The organism is Pseudonocardia alaniniphila (assembly GCF_022524485.1).
Lineage (GTDB): Bacteria > Actinomycetota > Actinomycetes > Mycobacteriales > Pseudonocardiaceae > Pseudonocardia > Pseudonocardia alaniniphila.
In genome coordinates this window covers 1-16,494 of the sequence record NZ_JAKXMK010000029.1, presented here as the reverse complement: position 1 = coordinate 16,494, position 16,494 = coordinate 1, and the positions used below count along the sequence as shown (strand labels likewise).

The 16,494-nt window shown below is 71.4% G+C and carries 17 protein-coding genes; 10 read left to right on the top strand and 7 right to left on the bottom strand.

All coding sequences use genetic code 11. The features are described 5' to 3' along the window. Nucleotides 1-24: 24 nt before the first annotated feature. The 3 genes from phnC (at nt 25) to ppk2 (ending at nt 3,853) form a co-directional block, all read left to right on the top strand. Entirely contained in the window at nt 25-819 is a 795-nt protein-coding gene (gene phnC / locus MMF94_RS29755) for a phosphonate ABC transporter ATP-binding protein (RefSeq protein WP_241040588.1), read from the top strand. Then, nucleotides 816-2,540, top strand: a complete 1,725-nt coding sequence (phnE, locus tag MMF94_RS29750; RefSeq protein WP_241040586.1) for a phosphonate ABC transporter, permease protein PhnE — start codon at nt 816-818, stop codon at nt 2,538-2,540. Before phnC ends, phnE begins: the two co-directional genes overlap by 4 nt. Nucleotides 2,541-2,866: 326 nt before the next feature. Further along, complete coding sequence (gene ppk2, locus MMF94_RS29745; RefSeq protein ID WP_241040583.1) at nt 2,867-3,853, top strand: polyphosphate kinase 2; 987 nt, start codon at nt 2,867-2,869, stop codon at nt 3,851-3,853. A gap of 7 nt (nt 3,854-3,860) precedes the next feature. Here the strand turns inward: ppk2 and MMF94_RS29740 are convergent, their stop codons facing one another. Further along, entirely contained in the window at nt 3,861-4,913 is a 1,053-nt protein-coding gene (locus tag MMF94_RS29740; RefSeq protein ID WP_241040581.1) for a hypothetical protein, read from the bottom strand. Nucleotides 4,914-5,179: 266 nt separating this feature from the next. Between MMF94_RS29740 and MMF94_RS29735 the strand changes: the two genes are divergently transcribed. Further along, nucleotides 5,180-5,728, top strand: a complete 549-nt coding sequence (locus tag MMF94_RS29735) for a DUF1707 SHOCT-like domain-containing protein (RefSeq protein ID WP_241040580.1) — start codon at nt 5,180-5,182, stop codon at nt 5,726-5,728. Nucleotides 5,729-5,803: 75 nt separating this feature from the next. After that, the gene (locus MMF94_RS29730) at nt 5,804-6,268 is read left to right on the top strand and encodes a group II truncated hemoglobin (RefSeq protein WP_241040573.1); all 465 of its coding nucleotides are present in this window, start codon (nt 5,804-5,806) and stop codon (nt 6,266-6,268) included. Nucleotides 6,269-6,272: 4 nt separating this feature from the next. Here the strand turns inward: MMF94_RS29730 and MMF94_RS29725 are convergent, their stop codons facing one another. Continuing rightward, nucleotides 6,273-7,271 carry a zinc-dependent alcohol dehydrogenase family protein gene (locus MMF94_RS29725; protein WP_241040572.1) on the bottom strand — a complete coding sequence of 333 codons (999 nt, stop codon included), beginning with the start codon at nt 7,269-7,271 and terminating at the stop codon, nt 6,273-6,275. A 124-nt stretch (nt 7,272-7,395) separates the two neighbouring features. Here MMF94_RS29725 and MMF94_RS29720 point away from each other — a divergent pair, with 124 nt between their 5' ends. Genes MMF94_RS29720 through MMF94_RS29705 form a run of 4 tightly spaced genes read left to right on the top strand, consistent with a single transcriptional unit; the run spans nt 7,396 to nt 10,322 of the window. Next, a complete protein-coding gene (locus tag MMF94_RS29720; protein ID WP_241040566.1) occupies nt 7,396-8,169 on the top strand; it encodes an SDR family NAD(P)-dependent oxidoreductase in 774 nt (257 codons plus the stop codon). Nucleotides 8,170-8,216: 47 nt separating this feature from the next. Then, on the top strand, nt 8,217-8,897 hold the full coding sequence (locus MMF94_RS29715) for a methyltransferase (protein ID WP_241040564.1): 681 nt from the start codon (nt 8,217-8,219) through the stop codon (nt 8,895-8,897). A 52-nt stretch (nt 8,898-8,949) separates the two neighbouring features. Beyond that, nucleotides 8,950-9,705: a MerR family transcriptional regulator gene (locus MMF94_RS29710; protein ID WP_241040563.1), complete on the top strand. Its 756-nt coding sequence runs from the start codon at nt 8,950-8,952 to the stop codon at nt 9,703-9,705. Beyond that, nucleotides 9,702-10,322, top strand: coding sequence for a hypothetical protein (locus tag MMF94_RS29705; protein WP_241040562.1), 621 nt, complete (start codon nt 9,702-9,704; stop codon nt 10,320-10,322). The genes MMF94_RS29710 and MMF94_RS29705 overlap by 4 nt, the downstream gene beginning before the upstream one ends. Nucleotides 10,323-10,421: 99 nt before the next feature. On the opposite strand, the gene fabG is transcribed toward MMF94_RS29705, so the two are convergent. The 5 genes from fabG to MMF94_RS29680 form a co-directional block, all read right to left on the bottom strand. Next, nucleotides 10,422-11,183, bottom strand: coding sequence for a 3-oxoacyl-ACP reductase FabG (gene fabG, locus MMF94_RS29700; RefSeq protein ID WP_241040561.1), 762 nt, complete (start codon nt 11,181-11,183; stop codon nt 10,422-10,424). A gap of 320 nt (nt 11,184-11,503) precedes the next feature. Then, entirely contained in the window at nt 11,504-12,232 is a 729-nt protein-coding gene (gene phtC / locus MMF94_RS29695) for a 3,4-dihydroxyphthalate decarboxylase (protein WP_241040560.1), read from the bottom strand. Next, nucleotides 12,232-13,230 carry a substrate-binding domain-containing protein gene (locus tag MMF94_RS29690; protein WP_241040559.1) on the bottom strand — a complete coding sequence of 333 codons (999 nt, stop codon included), beginning with the start codon at nt 13,228-13,230 and terminating at the stop codon, nt 12,232-12,234. Before MMF94_RS29690 ends, phtC begins: the two co-directional genes overlap by 1 nt. Beyond that, the gene (locus tag MMF94_RS29685; RefSeq protein WP_241040558.1) at nt 13,227-14,585 is read right to left on the bottom strand and encodes an MFS transporter; all 1,359 of its coding nucleotides are present in this window, start codon (nt 14,583-14,585) and stop codon (nt 13,227-13,229) included. Before MMF94_RS29685 ends, MMF94_RS29690 begins: the two co-directional genes overlap by 4 nt. A 95-nt stretch (nt 14,586-14,680) precedes the next feature. Further along, nucleotides 14,681-15,358: a PadR family transcriptional regulator gene (locus MMF94_RS29680; RefSeq protein ID WP_241040557.1), complete on the bottom strand. Its 678-nt coding sequence runs from the start codon at nt 15,356-15,358 to the stop codon at nt 14,681-14,683. A 194-nt stretch (nt 15,359-15,552) separates the two neighbouring features. On the opposite strand from MMF94_RS29680, the gene MMF94_RS29675 reads away from it, so the two are divergent. Continuing rightward, complete coding sequence (locus tag MMF94_RS29675; protein WP_241040556.1) at nt 15,553-16,347, top strand: FadR/GntR family transcriptional regulator; 795 nt, start codon at nt 15,553-15,555, stop codon at nt 16,345-16,347. Nucleotides 16,348-16,494 lie beyond the last annotated feature (147 nt).

Below are 16,494 nucleotides of genomic sequence, written 5' to 3'. Positions count from 1 at the left end.
CCGGTGCCGCAGGAGGGGGTTCGGATGCACGGCGACAACGTGATCGAACTGACGGATGTCGGTAAGCGGTTCGCGCCGGACGTCATCGCATTGGACGGTGTCTCGCTCACCGTCCGCGCCGGGGAGATCGTGGCACTGCTCGGTCTTTCCGGTTCGGGAAAGTCGACCCTGCTGCGGCACATCAACGGTCTGCACCGGCCGTCGACCGGGACGGTGCGGGTACTCGGCAGCGATGTCGGCCGCACCCGCGGTGCGGAGCTGCGCCGCTTGCGCGCCCGCATCGGGTTCGTATTCCAGCAGTTCCACCTCGTGGGGAGCGCGAACGTCCTCGAGAACGTCTGCACCGGCGCACTGGGTGGGCTGTACGGGCCGCGTCTCGGGCTCCTGAGCTACCCACGCCGTATCCGCCGCGCCGCTCTCGAACAGCTCGACCGTGTCGGGCTCGCGGACCAGCGGTTCCAGCGCGCCGACACGTTGTCGGGCGGCCAGCAGCAACGCGTGGCGGTGGCGCGGGCCCTGCTGCAGCGGCCTCGGATCCTGCTCGCCGACGAGCCCGTCGCCTCTCTCGATCCGGAGTCCTCCGCACAGGTCATGCAGCTGATCGCCGACGTCAGCCGCGAGGACGGCCTCACCGTGCTCTGCAGCCTCCATCAGGTCGACGTGGCGTTGTCGTTCGGCGTGCGGATCGTCGGGTTGCGGTCGGGACGGGTGGTGCTCGATCGGCCTGCCGAGGACGTCGGCCGCTCCGAGGCGATGGCCGTGTACGCGGACGCGCCATTGCCTGCCGTGCTCGCCGGCGCGGAGCGATCCGGCCGGTGAGCGCACTCGGCACCTCGCCGCCCGATCCACGTCCCCGTCATCCGGGCACAACGGTCGCACCGCCTTCGCGGACGGGCACCGCGGCCGCCCTCGTCCTCCTCGTGTTGCTGTGTGCAGCGGTCTGGTCGGTCGGCGAGCTCCGGCTGAATGTCGCCACGCTGGTGGACAGCGTGGGCAACGCCGCCGACTTCCTCTCCAGAACCCTGCCGCTGGACTTCCCGCCGCTGGGCGAGCTCGTGGCGCTGACCGGGCAGACGATCGCGATCGTCGTCTGCGCGACCCTGCTGTCGGTGCTGGTCAGTGTGCCGATCGCGGTGCTGGCCGCGGGCAACACCACGCCCGCGCTCGCCGCACGCTACGGCGCCCGCACCGTGATCGTGGTGGCCCGGGCGGTGCCCGACGTCGTGCTCGCGATCGTGTTCTTCCGCCTCTTCGGCCTCGGCGCGCTCGCCGGCGTGCTCGCGATGGGCCTGCATTCGGTGGGCATGGTCGGGAAGCTCTACGCCGATGCGATCGAGCAGATCGACGAAGGCCCACGCACCGCCGTCCGCGCGACGGGAGCGCGCCCCCTGCAGGAGCTGGTGGCCGGCGTGCTCCCGCAAGTGCTTCCGGCGTTCGTGGCCACGGCCCTGCATCGATTCGACATCAACCTGCGGATCTCCGTGCTGCTCGGGTTCGTCGGGGTCGGCGGCCTGGGCTTCGAGATCGCGAACGCGCTGCGCCGCCTGGACTACCAGCGGGGTGTGGCGCTCGCGCTGGTCGTCCTGGGCCTGTGCGTGGCCGCGGAACTCGTGTCCGGAGCCGTCCGCCGGGCCCTGCTCGGTGGGCACGGTGAACGCGCCCACCGCCGGGGCGGTGCGGCCCGCGCCGTGGGGCGACGCGTCGACGCCCTGCGCGCGCACCCGCTGCCGGGACCGGGTAGGGCCGTACCCGATGCCGGACGGGTGACCCCGCCGTGGACGCCGCACCGCGTCCGGGGCGCGCTCTTCGGCGGGGTGACCGCGCTCGTCGTCATCGCGTCCGTGGCCGGCGCGGACCTCTCGCCGTGGCGGATCATCACAGGCCTCCCGGACATGATCACCACGCTGGCCCTGTTCTGGCCGCCGACGACCGGAGGGATCCTGTCCGTCCTGCTCGCCGAGCTGGCGGTCACCGTGCAGATCGCGCTCGCGGCGACACTCCTCGGCGCGATGGTGGCGCTGCCCGTCGGTGCGCTCGCCGCGCGGAACGTGAGTCCCACTCCGGAGACGGCCGCCGTGTTCCGGATGGTCATCGTCGTGGTGCGGGGCGTGCCCGAGCTCGTGCTGGCCATCGTCTTCGTCGTGATCACCGGCCTAGGACCGGTGGCAGGGGCGCTCGCGCTGGCGATCGGCGCGACGGGGTTGCTGGGCAAGCTCGTGGCCGACTCCCTGGAGGAGACCGACGTGCGCGTGCAGCAGGCGGTGCGGGCCTCGGGCGCGTCCCGTTCGCAGGTGTTCGTCGCCGTGACGCTGCCCCAGGCCGCGCCCGCCATCGCGGCGCACCTGCTCTACCAGCTCGACGTCAACATCCGCTCGGCCACCCTCCTGGGCATCGTCGGCGCGGGCGGGATCGGTTTCTACCTGCTCAACGCCTCGCGAGTGATGGAGTTCGGCGTCGTCACCACGATCACGTCGATGGTGTTCGCCACGGTCATGGCCGTCGAACTGCTCACGCTGTGGCTGCGCCGCGCGGTCTCGTGACCTCGTGGCCCTGCGGAGTCACGAAGCGTAAGAGTGCGGCAGCCGTGGGGGCAGATACCACGGCGGAAAGCTGAACAATGGATGACGGGAAGCGTCCGACCAGTACACGTAGGACTGACCGGCTGGGGTAGCGCCAGTGGCGCCGTTCGGACAAATAGTGCTACTCCGCCTGTCGGTGGCCGGTATGTCCGGCCGGATCGCCTTTATGTCGGTCATCGGACCCGACGGGAAACGACCATCGGCTGCCGTGCGCCCGCTGTTGACAGCGCGGCCGTGGTCGTCACAGGCTCTGCGTCGCCGGCTCAAGCAGCGAGGATGGGATTCGATTGACTTCCGTTGACCAGATCGTGAGCTCGTTTCGCCAGACGCCTCGGGCCGCGGGTCACTCCGAGCGGACCCGCCGGGAGCTCCGGGAGGCACTGTCGGCCGTCGACCTCCTCGACGGCCTCGACGATCTGACGATCCAGGAGCTCGACGACGACGAGGTTCTTCTCCTGTCGCGGGACGGGCACGAGGTCGCCACCTGGCAGCAGGACTACCCGTACGACGAGCGGATGACCCGCGACGAGTACGAGATCCGCAAACGCGCGCTCCAGATCGAGCTGCTGAAGATGCAGTCCTGGGCCAAGGACACCGGGCAACGGATCGTAGTGCTGTTCGAAGGCCGCGACGCCGCCGGCAAAGGCGGCACGATCAAGCGATTCATGGAACACCTCAACCCACGTGGCGCCCGGGTGGTGGCCCTCGAGAAGCCCTCGCCGCGCGAGCAGTCGCAATGGTATTTCCAGCGCTATTTCAGTCAGCTGCCCTCGGCGGGGGAGATAATTCTTTTCGACCGCTCCTGGTACAACCGCGCCGTGGTCGAACCCGTCATGGGCTTCTGCACCGACGACGAGTACGAGGAGTTCATGCAGCAGACGCCCGCGCTCGAGGAAGCGTTGGTGGGCACCGGCATTCATCTGGTGAAGCTCTGGTTCTCCGTCTCCCGCGCCGAGCAGCGCACGCGATTCACGGTCCGGGTCATCGACCCGCTGCGGCAGTGGAAACTCAGCCCCGTCGACCTGGCGGCTCTGGAGCGCTGGGACGACTACACGCGGGCGAAGGAGAGGATGTTCGCCCGCACCGACACCGCAGTGGCGCCGTGGACCGTCGTGAAGAGCAACGACAAGAAGCGCGGACGGATCGCCGCACTGAGCTGGGTGCTGTCCAACCTGGACTATCCGACGAAGGACCCGGACGTCATCGGCACGCCCGACCCGCTCATCGTCGGGTCGCCTTCCGATGTCTACGAGGTCAGCGAACGCACCTCGTAGCCCGCGCTCATCGCCTGGCCGGCTTCGGTTTGGTGCCGTTGTTGCGCAGCGATCCGAGCCGGTTCAGGACGTCGAACCAGAACGGGGCACCGAAGGCGGCCGCAACCGCGGTGAAGGCGAGTCCGAGGGCGGCGGCGAGCCAGTCGGTCACGCCGGGTGCCGCCGCGGTGCTCACTCCGGGCTCGCGGACACACGCGGCAAGGTCCAGAGGACAGCCCGCAGGCCAGCCCACGGGTAGTCCGACCGCGTCGAGCTGCTCCAGAACGCCCCGCGCGCAGTCGGCCGCTCCCGACCCGGCGATCTCCTCTCCCTCTCCGGGAGGGTTCGCGGCCAGCGCGCCACCGGTCGGCGCTGGGGTCGGGGTGCCGCACATGGCCGGGTTGCCCGCCACCTGCGCCACTGCTTCGCGGACGATCCCGTCGCCGTAGAGGGCGGTGGCGATCCGGACCGAGTCGACGTTGAACGCAATCGCGATCAGCACCCCGACCACGACGATTCCGCGCTTCGTCCAGCGCTTGTACCAGCCCGACACCCGCTCCATCTGCGACTCGTACCAGTGTTCGATCGCGGTCAGGAACTGCCCCGGGTCACCCTGCGCGCGTTTCCACAGCCCGGCGAGCGAGCGGGCCAGCGCCGGCGAGTCGAGCCCGGCGATCCGCTCCTCGATCCGGCCATCGGTCACTCCTCCCAGTAGGACATCCACGAGGGCGGTGGCCACATCGGCGGCCGGGAGGTAGGACGGTAGCCGGGTGTAGCGGCCATCCGGACCGCTCTGCCGGCGGGCCCGCAGCAAGGGATGGGCCATCACCCGCACCAGATCCGACTCCGCCGCCTGCCCCACAGTCGGACGGAGCACCGACTGGTAGAGGGCCTCCTCCGCCCGGGCCGCCTCGAACAGCGCGAGCGGCGACCACCAGTACCGCGGGCGGTGGCCCCTGTCATCGACGAGCATCGCCTGCACGCCGCGCAGCAGGAACTTCGCACGCTTCCGCTGCAGATTCGCCCACCACTCGATGACCGCCGAACTCAGCAACGCCACCAGGAAGAACACGAACGACAATCCGATTACGGTGTCCAGGACCGCCGAACCCAGCACGCCCACCCCCAGCATCCCCGCGGCCGGTTCGATGAGCAGAGCAGACGCGGGTGCGCGCCGTTACGGCAGGTCTCGGTCCGCCAACAGTTCGTCCCCGTCCGTACACCTGCGGACAACGTCCCGGCAATGCGCGACCGTCTGAGGCCCAGGTTCAGGTGGGGGATAAGACCGATCCGGAACCAGGGTTCACCCCGATGCCCACCGATTCGTCAATTCCTACAGTGATCGCCATGAGCGAGAGCACAGCCCCGCGGGAACTCCAGGTCTCCACCGCCGAGCGCGAGCACGTGGCCGACCTTCTCGGCAACCACATGGCCGCCGGCCGCCTCACGCCGGACGAGTACGCCGAACGCCTGCAGGCGGCGACCGCGGCGGTCACCCGATCCCAGCTCAACGCACTGATGCTCGATCTTCCCGGCGCATCCGTTCCGGACTCGCTGGTCACGGATGTACTCGAACTCCACAACACCGCGGGCGACCTCAAGCGCACCGGCAAGTGGGTGGTCCCGGCGACCATCAGCATCAGGACCAAGCTCGGCAACGCCCGGATCGACTTCAGCGAGGCCCGATTCACCACCCCCATCGTGACCGTCGACGCGGCTGTCGCGGTCGGGAACGTCGATCTCGTGATCCCCGACGGCGCGACGGTCGACCTCGACCAGGCACGTACGACCATCGGCACCATCGCCGACAAGACGGTGACGAGCTTCGAACGCGGCACGCCGCACATCGTCGTCCGGGGCGGCACCGTGCTGGGGAACATCTCGGTCCGGCACTGAGCGCAGCGACGTCCCTGAGGGTATGGCGGTCCCACGAGCGTTGTGTCCGTCGGCCCCTTGTGCCACGGTCGCGTCGTGCAGCCGACGCTGTTCGAGTTCGCCGGGGGCTCGCCCGCCTTCCTGGCGCTGGCGAACGCTCACCACACCCGATGCCTGCAGGACCCCGAGCTGAACCACCCGTTCTCCCATCCGGGCCGGCACCCGCGGCATGTCGAACGATTGGCGGCGTACTGGGCGGAGGTCATGGGCGGCCCGCCCGCCTACTCGCGAGAATGCGGCGACCATTCGGGAGTTCTGCATCTGCACGCGGGAAACGGCGACATGAGCGAGCTGGGCCGCCGGTTCGTCGAGTGCTTCGTTCGGGCCGCCGACGACGCCGAGCTTCCCGGCGACCCCGAATTCCGTGCCGAGCTGCGGGCCTACATGCAATGGGCCGTGGACGAGGTGCTGTCGTACTCCGATTCCGGAACCGCAGTGCCTGCTGGTCTGGCCATGCCGCGCTGGTACTGGGGCGGACTCCAGGACGAGCCCGCGAGATGAGCACTCAGGGGACGAGGACCGCCGCGCCGGTGACGCGACCCGCCGCGAGGTCGGCGAGCACGCGGTCGGCCTCGGCGAGGGGATGCGGCGTGACGGTGGCCTGCACTCCCAGCGCGACCGCGAGCCGCAGGAACTCGTCCCCGTCAGCCCGCGTGTTGGCCGTGACGCTGCGCAGCTGCTTCTCCCGGAACAGCTCCTCGCCGTAGACGAGCCGCGGGATGTCGGACAGGTAGATGCCCGCCACCGCGAGGGTGCCGCCCTGGTCGAGGGCCCGCATCGCCACCGGCACGAGCCCACCTGCGGGCGCGAACAGCACGGCGGAGTCGAGTGGTTCGGGCGGCGGGTCGTCCGACGATCCGGCCGAGGCCGCCCCCAGGTCGAGGGCGAGCTTCCGTGCCTGCGCCGATCGCGTGAGGACGTGGACCGTGGCTCCCTGCGCGATCGCCACCTGCGCGACGATGTGCGCGGACGCCCCGAAACCGTAGATCCCCAGCCGCCCGCCCGGAGGCAGCTCAGCGCGCTTCAGCGCCCGGTACCCCACGATCCCGGCGCACAGCAATGGAGCCGCCTGCGTGTCCCCGATCCCCTCGGGCATCCGGTAGGCGAACGCCTCGGGCACCACGGCGTGCTCGGCGTAGCCGCCGTCGGCGTCCCAGCCGGTGAACGTCGCGAACGGGCACAGGTTCTCCCGGCCGGTGCGACACCAGCGGCAGCGGCCGCAAGTGCCCCGCAGCCAGGCGATCCCCACGCGATCGCCGACCGCGAACCGATCCGCGCCTGTGCCGAGCGCGTCGACCACTCCGACGACCTCGTGGCCGGGCACCGTCGACGGCCGTCGCGGCGGCAGATCACCCTCGCCGAGGTGCAGATCCGTGCGGCACACCCCGCAGGCCAGCACCCGAACCCGTACCTCTCCCGGCCCGGGCTCCGGCTCGGGCAGATCGACGGCACGCAGCGGACGGGTCTCGATCGGCCCGGGATGCTCCACCACCCATGCACGCATGTCCCTACCATGCCCGGTCACGCAGCCGGTCTGTATCACCGCGGGCAGCAGGATGAGCGCCAGGCCGTAGGTCGATCACGGCCTTAGAGTCGGATCTCATGAATCTCGATCGACGGGTTCCGGCATGACCGGCTACGCCACCTACCCGAGCCTGCGCGACGCCGTGGTCCTCATCAGCGGAGGTGCGAGCGGCCTGGGCGCGGAGTACGTGGCCCAGTTCGCGGCGCAGGGCGCGCGCGTCGGATTCGTCGACATCCAGACGCAGGCCGCGGACGCGCTCGTCGAGCACGTGACCGCGCAAGGCCACCCCCGGCCCCTCTTCCGTGAGTGCGACATCCGCGACCTCGACGCCTACCGGGCAGTGATCCGGGAGACCGCCGCCGAACTGGGCGACGTGCAGGTGCTCGTCAACAACGCGGGCAACGACACCCGCCACGCCGTCACCGCGGTCGAGCCGGCGTACTGGGACGAGCGGATGCGGGTGAACCTCGACCACATGTTCTTCGCCGCGCAGGCCGTCGCCCCCGCGATGCGCGCCGCGGGGCGCGGATCGATCATCAACATCGGCTCGATCAGCGCCCACATCGACCTGCTCGACCTCACCGCCTACATGACGGCCAAGGCCGCCATCGAAGGCCTCACGAGGTCCTTGGCCCGCGAGTTCGGCACCGACGGTGTGCGCGTCAACTGCGTGCTGCCCGGCTCGGTGATGACACCGCGCCAGCGGGAGACCTGGCTGACCCCCGAGGCGGACGCCCTCCGAGCCGCGGCCCAGGCGCTGCCGCACGTCCTTCATCCCGACGACATCGCGCGCATGGTGCTGTGGCTCGCCGCCGACGACAGCCGGGCCTGCACGGGCCAGCGCTGGATCGTCGACGGCGGGTGGATGCACATGTAGGGCCAATTCGGTCGCGGCGCGGCCGCAGCCGCCCTAGCGTCGCGGCCGTGACCTACCGGCCCGCCATGTCCGACGCGCGGATCGCGGACCTCCGACGCTGGCACGAGCGCGCCTACCACGCGCTGAGCAGCGCCGGGGAGCAGCGGTTGTCCTACCTCGGGCTCGACCTCGTGGTCCCGCCCGGCGTCTTCGCCCCGACCCCCACGTCCGACCTGCTGGGGCGCGCCGTGCTCGACGAGGTGCGCCCCAGCGACCGGGTGCTCGACATGGGCACCGGTTCCGGTGTCAACGCGATCCTCGCCGCCGGCGTCGCGGCGGACGTTGTCGGCGTCGACGTCAACCCGGCTGCTGTCGAGGCGGCGACGGCGAACGCCGCCCGCAACCGGGTGCGCGCCGCGTTCCGCGTCAGCGACGTCTACTCGGCGGTGGAGGGCAGCTTCGACCTCATGGTCATCGATCCACCGTTTCGCTGGTTCGCCCCGCGGGACATGCTCGAGCGCGCGTTGGCCGACGAGGGCTACGCCGCCGTGGGCCGGTTCTTCTCCGGTATCGATGCACGCTTGCCGCCCGACGGTCGCGTGCTCATGTTCTTCGGCACCTCCGGCGACCAGGACCATGTGCTCGGCCTCGCGACGGCGGCCGGGCTCCGGGCGGAGGTGGTCGCGTCCCGGGACCTGACGCTGCGCGGGGCGACGGTGACGTACTCCACCTTCCGTCTCGCGCGCTGATCCCCGACCCGGGGCTTGACCTTGTCGCGGCGTCAGGGTTTGTGATTGCTGCATGCGCATCGGCGAGCTGGCGGAGGCGGTCGGGGTGTCCACCCGCGCCGTCCGCCATTACCACCGCATCGGGCTGTTGCCCGAGCCCCCACGGCGGATCAACGGGTACCGGACCTACGGCGTGCGTGACGTGCTGCGGCTCGCCCGGGTGCGGCGCCTCACCGAGCTGGGACTGAGCCTGGACGAGGCGGCCGACGTGCTCGCCGACGACGAGGGCCGGGAGCTGGGCGAGATCCTCGCCGAGATCGACGCCGACCTCGCTCGTCAGGAGGTGGAGATCCGGCGGCGCAGGGAGCGGCTGGCGGAGCTGCTGCGCCGGGCGGCCGATGGCCCCTTGGACGCCGACGACGCGGTGTCGGTGCCCACTGCCGAGCTGCTCGACCGGATGACCACGGCGTTCCCCGGCAGCGACGCGGCCCGGCGCGACCGGGAGTTCCTCGCGCTTCTCGACACCAGCGGGGCCGCCGCGCTCGTCGCCGAGCAGTATCGGGAGGTCCTCCATGATCCGGAGGTGGTGGCACGCACGGCGGAGCTGTACCGCCGTTTCGACGAGCTGGCGACGCGGTCGGTCGACGACCCGGACGTCACCGAACTCGCCCGGGATTTCGCCGCTGCCGTCCCCGCCGAGCTCGTGACGGGAATCGACCCGGGTCTGGACCTCGACGCCCATCCGTTCGCCGCGGCGTTCCTCCGCGACCTCGCCCCGGCGCAGGCCGAGGCCGTCCGCCGCGTGTACGGGATCTGGAGCGGGCGATGACTCCCCTACCGATCCTTGCGAGGCGCGCCGCGGAGTTCGAGGCCGCCGGGTGGCGCAGCCTCACCCGGTGGGTGCTGCGGCGCCCCGACGCCGGGCCCGGCGACGCGGCCTTCGCCTACCACGGTCCGATGCTGGCGCCGATCGTGGTGATACTCGTCCTGTCGGTCATCGAGGTCGTGGCGCTGGACCTGATGGTGCCGTGGCCGTGGCAATGGTTGCGCGTGGTGCTGCTGATCCTCGGCGTCTGGGGCGCGGTGCTGGTGCTCGGGATGCTCGCCGGGGTGCTCGTCCACCCGCACACGGCCGGGCCGTCGGGGCTGCGCGTGCGGTACGGAGCAGGCCTCGACGTGCGCATCCCGTGGGACGCGGTCGCGGGTGCCCGGCGGGTACGCCGCAGCCGCGACGGCCGCACGATGCAGGTCGACGGAGCCACCCTGCACGTGGTGGTGTCCAACCAGACCACGGTGGAGGTCACGCTGAACCGGCCCGTCACCGTCACGCTGACGGGGGGTCGCTCGGAAGAGATCACCGAGCTCCGCTTCCATGCTGACGATGCCGCCGTGCTCGTGGCGGCGGTCCGGGCACGAGTGGACGTGATCCCGGACCGAGCCGTCTGAGAACTCCTCGCCGCACCTGCCAGGCAAGAGGTGGTGATAGGTCGAGGCCGGCCGCAGCGCAGATGCCCCGGCCGGCCCCGGTGATCAGGTGAGGTGGCCTCAGGCCTTCGGACCCCCGGCCGCGTAGACGACCTGCCCGGAGATGAACCCGGCGCCTTCGCTCACGAGGAACGACACCAGGTGGGCGATGTCCTCGGGCTGGCCGACCCGCCCCACCGGGATCTGCTTCGCGGACGCGGTGATGAAGTCCTCGAACGGCACGCCCAGCCGGTCCGCGGTGGCGCGGGTCATCTCGGTGGCGATGAACCCCGGCGCGATGGCGTTGGCGGTGACGCCGAACTTGCCCAGCTCGATCGCGAGCGTCTTGGTGAAGCCCTGCAGACCGGCCTTGGCCGTGGAGTAGTTCAGCTGGCCGCGGTTGCCCAGCGCGGACGTGCTCGACAGGCTGACGACCCGGCCCCACTTCGCCTCGACCATGTGCTTCTGCACGGCCCGGGTCATGAGGAACGCGCCGCGCAGGTGCACGCCCATCACGGTGTCCCAGTCGACCTCGGTCATCTTGAACAGCAGGTTGTCGCGCGTGACGCCGGCGTTGTTCACCAGCACGGTCGGCGCGCCGAGCTCCGCCGCGACACGGTCGACGGCGGCCTGCACCGCCTCGGGGTCGGACACGTCGACGGCCACCCCGAGCGCCCGCCCACCGGCGGTGACGATCTGCTCGGCCACGGCCTTCGCCCCGGGCTCGTCGAGGTCCAGCACAGCGACGGCCATCCCGTCGGCAGCGAGCCGCTGCGCCGTCGCGGCCCCGATGCCGCGCGCTGCTCCGGTGATGATGGCGACACGGTTCGTCGCAGTGGTCATGCTCTTCCCTCTCGTCCTCCCCGCGCGCCGTCGCAGCGGGGGTCCAGCCCCGGTGGTCGCGGGCTCCAGCACAGCTCCAGGCGGCCATTTCGATCCCGGCCGTCCCCGACATGATGATGCGCGAGACCCGTGCCTCGCATAGCGGTATGCCCCGGATCAGACCCTGCACTGCGCCGCTGGTCCATATGCCGTGGTCGAGATCACCGGTTTCGTCAGCCTGCGACGAGCACTGACCGCTCAGCACCGCGAGATCCGGGCACGACCCCCCGAGCAATCGCCGGACGGGGCGGACTCGTGCCCGGATCCGGGCGACTCGCGGGCTATTCGGCGCCGGAGAGGCGGGCGAGCTCGTGGCGCCACGCGGTGGACTCGGTGAACCCGCTGCCGAGGTCGGGGAGCTCGGCGAGATCGGCGTCGGGCAGGTCCACGGGCGTGCCACCCGCGTTCGCGACGGCGAGCGCCATGCGGGCGAGGGTGTCGACGCTGATCGCGCGCAGCACCGCGTGTGCCGGGCTGTCGCCGGTGCTGGTCAGCCCGTGCCCGCGCAGCACGACCACGGGCCGGTCCCCCATCGACGTCACCATCTCGGCCGCGAGGCGCCGATCGCGCACCAGGACCGCCCGGGGGTGGACGGGCACGCCGCCCGCGGCCAGGTGAGCGCCCGGGATGTCGTACGCCCCGAGCATCGGCCGGATCGCGAGGCCTGCGAGGTCGGCCGCCACCACGGCGAAGGGATGGGCGTGCACCACCGAACGCACCTCGGGCCGGCTGCGCAGCACCTCGGTGTGCAGCGGCAGCTCGTTCGGGACGCTGTAGCCGCCGTCGAGGTCGCCCTCCCCGTCGAGGTTCACCAGCCGGACGTCGGCGGGCTCGGTGAACGCCAGGCCCCGCTCCCGCGGGCCGCGGCAGCGGACGAGGAGGTGCTCGGAGTCGACGCGCACGCTCACGTGTCCCAGCACGCCGTCGGCGAGCCCGCGGGCGGCCATGACGCGGCAGGCGTCGGCGATGTCGTGGCGGACCGCCTCCAGATCCATCGTCGTCGTCCCCATCAGATCACGTAGCTCTCGAGGGTCTCGCGGGCGAACAGCTCGTCCGGCGCGAGACGGCGTGCGGTCAGGCCCTGCTCGTGGGCGTAGCGCAGGAACACCTCGAGGGTGGCGCGGTTGCGCTCGAGCCCGTACGGCCAGAAGTCGGGGCCGAGGACCCGCCGAGTGCGCTCCACCTCGTCGTACTGCCACGGGAGCATGTAGCGGTTGGCCGCGGTCTCGGACATCCGGCTCTCCGTCAACGCCTTGGCCTGCTCGAACGCGGCGAACAGCGACTGCGCCACCCACGGCCGCGCCTCGTAGACGTCCCGGCGCACCACCACCACGTGCATGATCGGGAAGATCCCCGTCTCGGTGGCGTACTGCTCCTCCACGGCGCGCGGGTCGGCGAACAGGCGCCGGACCTCGGGCCGCCCCTCCAGCAGCGGGCGCGGCATGCGCGGGGCGTAGAGGGCGTCGATCTCGCCGGTCACCAGCATGTCGGCGAGCGTCCGGTCCGGCGCGATGGGCGCGATGTCGATCTCCGGCGGCAGGTTCAGCGCCTGCTTCTCCACCCGGCCCGGCTGGTGCATCCCTCCGGTCCGGTACTTCACCGAGGACACCGGCACGTCGTGGTGGTCGGCGAGGATGCCGCGGATCCACACCACGGCCGTGAGCTGGTACTCGGGCACGCCGACGGTGCGGCCCACGAGGTCCGCCGGCTTCTCGATACCGCTCCCGCTGTGGATGTAGATCCCGTTGTGCCGGAACGCGCGCGAAGGGAACACCGGGATCGCGACGAACGCCGTGCCGTCGGGATCAGCGGCCAGGTTCGTCACGTAGGACCCCAGCGACATCTCCGCCGCCTCGAACTCGCGGTGACGCAGCATCCGGAAGAAGGTCTCCTCCACCGGCAGGCACAGGTAGGTCAGGTCCAGGCCGTCCGGACGGACCGATCCGTCGGCGAGCGCCTGCGTGCGGTCGTAGTCCCAGCAGGCGAGGGTCAGCGGGATGCGGCTCATGCGGCTCCTTCGTGGAGGGGGGAACGGGAGGACGGTCCGGCGTCGCGGACGGGCCGGAGCGCGGCCGCCGCGCCGCCGCCCACCAGGCATGCGGCCGCGAGCACGGCGAACACGCCGGCCACGGCCCACGCGGCGGCGGCCAGCGCGCCGACGACGAGCGGGCCGGCGAACGAGCCGACCCGGCCGATGCCCAGCGCCCAGCCGACACCGGTCGAGCGGATCGCGGTGGAGTAGGCCACGGCGGCGAGCGCGATCACTCCCGAGCTCGCGCACCCGAGGCCGAGGCCGACGAGCACCTCCGCCGAGGCCACCCCGGCCGCCGACGGGGCGAGCGCACCGACCCCGACGAGCCCGATGGCGGCGAGCAGGAACGCGGCGGGCAGCACGCGGCGGGCGCCGTAGCGGGTGATCAACCAGCCGCCTGCTGCCGTGGCGACCACGCTGCCGGCGTTGAACAGGGCGAGGGCCAGTGCCGTGCGGGCGACGGGCAGCCCGAGGGGTGCGAGCAGGGAGGGCGCCCACGAGGTGTTGACGACGAGCACGCCGAACGCCACGAAGGACGCGGTCCACAACAGCGCCGTCCCGAGCCGGCGGTCGGCGGCGAAGAGGCGGCCCACCGGGGCGCCCGCGGCGCGGTCGCGGGCATCGGCCACCAGCAGCGAGGGATCGACGGAGACGTCGGGCGCCACCCGGGCCATCGACCGCACGACGCGCCGACGCGGTGCCCGCCGGGACACCAGGAAGATCAGCGACTCGGGGAGCGCCACCACGAGCACGACGGCCGTGAGAAGGGGGCCGACGCCGCCCACCACGAAGAGACTGTGCCAGCCGCCGGCCGGTAGGAGAGCGCTGCCCAGCAGCCCGGCGAGCACCCCGCCGAGGGGGAAACCCGCGAAGAGGAGCCCGGCGACCGCGGCGCGCCGCCGCGCCGGAACCACCTCGGAGGCGAGACTGATCGCGCAGGGCACAGCGGCGCCCAGTCCGAGACCGGTGAGGAAACGGAAGACCAGCAATGTCGTCACCGTGTTCGCGGTGATGGTGGCGAGCGTGAACACGCCGAAGGTCACGACCGCGGCCACCAGTACCGTCTTGCGGCCCAGGCGGTCGGCCCACGGCGCGATCACGAGTCCGCCGACGGCCAACCCGGCGAGGGCGACGGAGAACACGGCGCCCAGGGCCCCCACGGGGATGTGCATCGTCGCGGCGATGGAGGGGGCGGCGAGCCCGATGATCTGCAGATCGAGGCCGTCGAACAGAGCGACCAACGCGCAGAGCGCGACGCAGAGCACCCGGACCGGGTTGAGCCGCGCCCTCTCGATCACCTCGCCGACGTTCACGGTCGCCGTTCCGGTCATCGTCGACCCTCCCGTTGCCGCCGCCGATGTGAGTCACCATATACGTAAAGATGTACATAAAACAGCGTCGCGGAACGCCCTCGTTCACGGCGGACTCAGGTGGTGGACCGTTCCGGCGGCGTCGGCCGGTAGACGGTCTCGTCGGCCGGCAGCCCGGTCTCGCTCTCGAGCCGATCCACCAGCTCCAATCCCTGCCGGGCCCACCGCACCTCGGTGTGCGCACGCTCGGTCAGGCCCCGGTACACGTGCACCTTGAACGCGACGATCGCGGCCTGCGCATGCCGTGGCGCATGCGCGAGACGCTGCCGCAGGAGCGGCGTGTCCCGCCGTTCGAGCTGGTCGGCGTGCAGCTGCCACCGCACCGCCATCCGCTCGTAGTGGTCGAGGTGGCTGCGCAGGTGGCGGCGGACCAGGTCGAACGAGCCGAACTCGAAGTAGGTGGCCTTGAGGTACGCGGCATCCCGTTCGCGGGCGGGCTCGGCCACCTCGGAGACCCAGCGCAGGAGCTCGTCACACCCGAGGTCGGTGATGAAGTAGTGCCGCTTCGTCGCGCCGGCCCCCCGCGGCGCCTCCTCGGCCTCGACGAGACCGTCGGCCTCCATCCGGCGCAGCTCCGTGTAGATCTGCGGATGGTGGGCGTGCCACACGTAGGCGGCCGAGGCGTCGAACTGCCTGGTCAACTCGTAACCGCTCATCGGCTTGGCCTCGAGCAAGGCCAGCAGTGCATACCGCAACGCCACGGGGTCGACCTCCTGCACTCGCGCGTGGGCCACGATCCTGGCACGCGGGCGACATCCACCCATGCTGCCCACAGCCGTGTGACCGGGCTTTTCCCGCCACGGCGCCGTGCCGCCGCGCCACGTCGGCAGGTGACCGACGCCCGTGACAAGATCGCGGACCCGCCCGATTGACCAGGGTCGGAGCCGGGCCGACCGGTGCGAGGTGAGTGTGGCCTTATCATCAGGCCATGAGCGCTCACTCCGACGCACCTGACACGTCGGCGCCCGACCGGTACGGCGACATGTTCAACCGCGTGAACGCGGGGCGGGTGTCGAGGCTCATCGTCGACCAGATCCGCCTGCTGATCCGCGACGGCCAGCTCAAGGCGGGCGATCGCCTGCCCTCCGAGCGGGAGCTGGGCGAGCGGTTCGGCGTGAGCCGGGTGACGGTGCGCGAGGCGCTGCGAGGGCTCGAGGCCAACGGTCTCGTCACCATCCGCGTGGGCGCCCGCGGTGGGGCGTTCGTCACCGCACCGACGAGCGCCCTCGTGGGAGAGGGCATCTCGGACCTGCTCACGTTCTCCGTGATCGAGCCCGGCGACGTCACCGAAGCCCGGCAGGTGTTCGAGGTCGGGATCGTGTCCCTCGTGTGCCAGCGCGCCGACGAGGCGGACATCGCCGACCTGCTGGAGATCTGCGATCGCGCGGAGGCCCACCTGAAGGCGGAGAACACCTACCCCGCGGCGCTCTCCGCCGAGTTCCACGTCCGGGTCGCACGCGCCACCCACAACGCAGCCGTCGAGATGCTCGCCCGGTCGTTCCACGGACCGATGCTGATGTCGCTGATCCGCGCACAGGAGGAGGATCCCCACGTCGGGATCCGCGGCACGGCGGAGCACCGCGAGTTCGTCCTCGCGGTGCAGCGCAGGGACGAGGCCGCGGCCGTCGCGGTGATGACCGAGCACCTCGCCCGCACGGCCCAACGCCTGAGGCACAACGACCGCTCGGCCGCGCAGGACGGGGGCTCGGTCAACGGCGGTTAGGAGCGCGCTGAGCAACTCGGTCCTACTGCGCGGCGGAGTTGCTCAGCGCCCTCCTAACGCCCTGCGGCTTTGAGTTGGGCGTCGAGTCGTGGGTAGACGCGGCGGGTGTTGAGTTCGAAGATCTTGCGCTGGTCGTGTTCGGTGAGG

What these genes read in the sequence shown, in the direction of transcription:
- MMF94_RS29705 (WP_241040562.1), top strand. Translation starts at nt 9,702, where the DNA reads ATGACTCCCCTACCGATCCTTGCGAGGCGCGCCGCGGAGTTCGAGGCC.
- phtC (WP_241040560.1), bottom strand. Translation starts at nt 12,232, where the DNA reads ATGGGGACGACGACGATGGATCTGGAGGCGGTCCGCCACGACATCGCC.
- MMF94_RS29690 (WP_241040559.1), bottom strand. Translation starts at nt 13,230, where the DNA reads ATGAGCCGCATCCCGCTGACCCTCGCCTGCTGGGACTACGACCGCACG.
- MMF94_RS29675 (WP_241040556.1), top strand. Translation starts at nt 15,553, where the DNA reads ATGAGCGCTCACTCCGACGCACCTGACACGTCGGCGCCCGACCGGTAC.
- MMF94_RS29685 (WP_241040558.1), bottom strand. Translation starts at nt 14,585, where the DNA reads ATGACCGGAACGGCGACCGTGAACGTCGGCGAGGTGATCGAGAGGGCG.
- phnC (WP_241040588.1), top strand. Translation starts at nt 25, where the DNA reads ATGCACGGCGACAACGTGATCGAACTGACGGATGTCGGTAAGCGGTTC.
- MMF94_RS29720 (WP_241040566.1), top strand. Translation starts at nt 7,396, where the DNA reads ATGACCGGCTACGCCACCTACCCGAGCCTGCGCGACGCCGTGGTCCTC.
- MMF94_RS29710 (WP_241040563.1), top strand. Translation starts at nt 8,950, where the DNA reads ATGCGCATCGGCGAGCTGGCGGAGGCGGTCGGGGTGTCCACCCGCGCC.
- fabG (WP_241040561.1), bottom strand. Translation starts at nt 11,183, where the DNA reads ATGACCACTGCGACGAACCGTGTCGCCATCATCACCGGAGCAGCGCGC.
- MMF94_RS29735 (WP_241040580.1), top strand. Translation starts at nt 5,180, where the DNA reads ATGAGCGAGAGCACAGCCCCGCGGGAACTCCAGGTCTCCACCGCCGAG.
- MMF94_RS29725 (WP_241040572.1), bottom strand. Translation starts at nt 7,271, where the DNA reads ATGCGTGCATGGGTGGTGGAGCATCCCGGGCCGATCGAGACCCGTCCG.